General features: G+C 70.9%; 2 protein-coding genes. Both read right to left on the reverse strand.

The window, feature by feature from the left end; genetic code table 11:
• Positions 1–483: response regulator (locus F3J20_RS31615; protein WP_167285827.1), on the reverse strand; the 483-nt coding region annotated here is incomplete at its 3' end.
• A 5-nt stretch (positions 484–488) separates the two neighbouring features.
• The coding region (locus F3J20_RS31620; RefSeq protein WP_240162970.1) for a hybrid sensor histidine kinase/response regulator at positions 489–2,643 on the reverse strand (2,155 nt) is incomplete at its 5' end.

Genomic DNA, 2,643 nt, shown 5'->3' on the forward strand with positions numbered 1-2,643 from the left:
CGCCGAGGCGCCGATCGCGACGAGCGGCGGCACGGGGCCGCGCACACTCGCGCCATCCGCGGGAGCTGCCGCGCGCGGCGCGTGGCGCTCCTTCACGAGCGCGGCCACGCTGTCGACCTTGGCGATCAGCATGGCGATGCTCTTGTGCGCGTCGGGGCCCGAGAGCGAGGGCGTATCGACCGCGTCGAGCGCGCCCGCGCCCATCGCTTCGTAGACGCGCCATGCGTTCGCGCCGACGTCGACGGTGACGATCAGGATCGCGCACGGCGCGCGCGCCATGATGCGGCGCGTCGCCTCGATGCCGTCGACGTTGGGCATCACGAGATCCATCAGCACGATGTCGGGCCGCTGCGTGACGCAGAAATCGACGGCCTGCTGGCCGTCCTGTGCGACCCACAGGACTTCGTAGTCCTCGCGCGCCGCGAGTGCGCGCCGCAGTGCCTCGACGGCGAGCGGCATGTCGTTGACGATTCCGATCTTCATCTGTCTTATCCGTAGGCTTCGCCAATCAGATCGCGCACGGCGTCGAGCAGCGCTTCGTCATGGAAGCTGCCCTTGGCCAGATAATAGTCCGCACCCGCATCGAGACCGGCGCGGCGGTCCTCCTCGCGGTCCTTGTACGACACGATCATGACCGGCAGCGCTTGCAGCTGCGGGTCGCGCTTGATGAGCGTGACGAGTTCGATACCGTCCATGCGTGGCATGTCGATGTCGGTGATGACGAGATCGAAGCGCTCGCTGCGCACCGCGTTCCAGCCGTCCATGCCGTCGACGGCGATCGTCACGTCGTAGCCGCGCGTCGCGAGCAGCTTGCGTTCGAGTTCGCGCACGGTCAGCGAATCGTCGACCACGAGCACGCGCCGTGTCGCGCGCCGCGCGGTTTCGACGCCGCCGTGCTGGGCATGGCTCAGCGTGCCGCCCGTCACGAGCCGCTCGACCGAGCGCAGCCAGTCGTCGACGTCGGCGATCAGCACCGGGTCGCCGTTTTCCATCAACGCGCCGGCCGTGATGTTGCGGATCTTGCCGAGCCGCGCGTCGAGCGGCTGCACGACCAGCATGCGTTCGCCGAGAAAACGGTCGACCACCACGCCGTAGGTCTGCGGCCCGTCGCCGATCACGACCATGCAGACCGTGCCGCTTGCGTTGACAGGCGGCGCGGTCTCGAGAATCTGGTGCGCGGTGACGACGCCGATGCGCTGCCCGCCGAACGCGATGTGCTGATGGCCTTCGAGCAGTTCGATGTCCGCGCGGCTCGCGTGCAGCGTGCGGTTCACGTGCGCGAGCGGCACTGCGTACGGTTCGCCCGCGACTTCGACGAGCAGGCTGCGGATCACCGAGAGCGTGAGCGGCAACTGCATCTGCACGCGCGTGCCGACACCGGGCTCCTGGCTGATGCGCACGGTGCCGCGCACGCGCTTGACGACGTCGTGCACCGCGTCGAGTCCGACGCCGCGGCCCGACACGTCGGTCACCTGGTCGCGCAGCGAGAAGCCGGGCAGGAACAGGAAGTCGAGCAGTTCGGCTTCCGAGAGCCGCGCGGCGGTTTCCTCGCTGGCGAGTTTCTTGCGCGCGATCGACGCGCGCAGGGCATCGAGATCGATGCCGGCGCCGTCGTCGGAGACGGTGATCTGCAACGCGCCGGCGCTGTGGCGCGCTTCCAGCGTGAGCGAGCCTTCCTCGGGCTTGCCGCGCGCGAGCCGCACGGCGGGGGCCTCGATGCCGTGATCGAGCGCGTTGCGCAGCATGTGGCCGAGCGGCGCTTCGAGCAGGTCGAGAATGTCGCGGTCCACCTGGGTCGATCCGCCGATCAGTTGCCAGCGCACTTTCTTGCCGAGCGAACGCGCGACGTCGCGCACCATGCGCGCGAGTCCGCCGGTGCCGTCGCCGAACGGGCGCATGCGGCATTGCAGCGCGGCGTCGTAAAGCTGCTGCGACAGATGCGTCGAGCGGCGGTCGAAACTTTCCAGCTCGGCGAGACGTTCGCCGAGCAGTTGCTGCGCTTCGGCGGTCAGGCGCCGCAGTTCTTCGAGCGTGCTCAGCGCGGCCGGATCGAGCGGCAAATCCGCGAGCGTGGCGTGCAGCTGATCGAGCGCGCGGGCGCTGTCGCGCTGCACGCGTTTGGCGCGCAGCATCGATTGCGCGAACGGCTTGAGCCAGCGCGACTCGACCAGCGATTCGCCCGATAGCGACAGCAGGCGGTCGAGGTTGTCGGCGCGCACGCGGAGCATGCGGCCGGATTCGCCCAGCGTGGTGATGTCAGCGGTGCCGGTGGTGCTCCCGGTGCCGTTGACCGGGCCAGGCGGGACCGGCGCGCTTGCGGGCGAGGCCGCCGGCGTAGCGATGGCGGCTGCGGTGGAAGCAGCCGACGTGGCCGTGGCCGTTACTGCGGGCGCGAGTGCGGGTGCGGGTGCGGACGCGGCGGCTTCGGCGCGCAGCGCGCTGGCGAGCTGATCGAACGCGTCGTGCGGGTTCGCGGTTGCCGGCGCGCCGGGCTCGCTGCGCCGCGCGGGGCGCTCGAACGCGGCGCCGGCCCTCGGCTCCGCTCGAGGCGTTGTCACGGGCGGCGGCGCGTCGGCCGCCGGGGTACTGCCCCCATGCGGGCCCCGCACCGCCACGCGCCCCCGCCGCGCGGGCCACGCTCCC

Source organism: Paraburkholderia sp. Cy-641 (assembly GCF_011752945.1).
Taxonomy (GTDB): domain Bacteria; phylum Pseudomonadota; class Gammaproteobacteria; order Burkholderiales; family Burkholderiaceae; genus Paraburkholderia.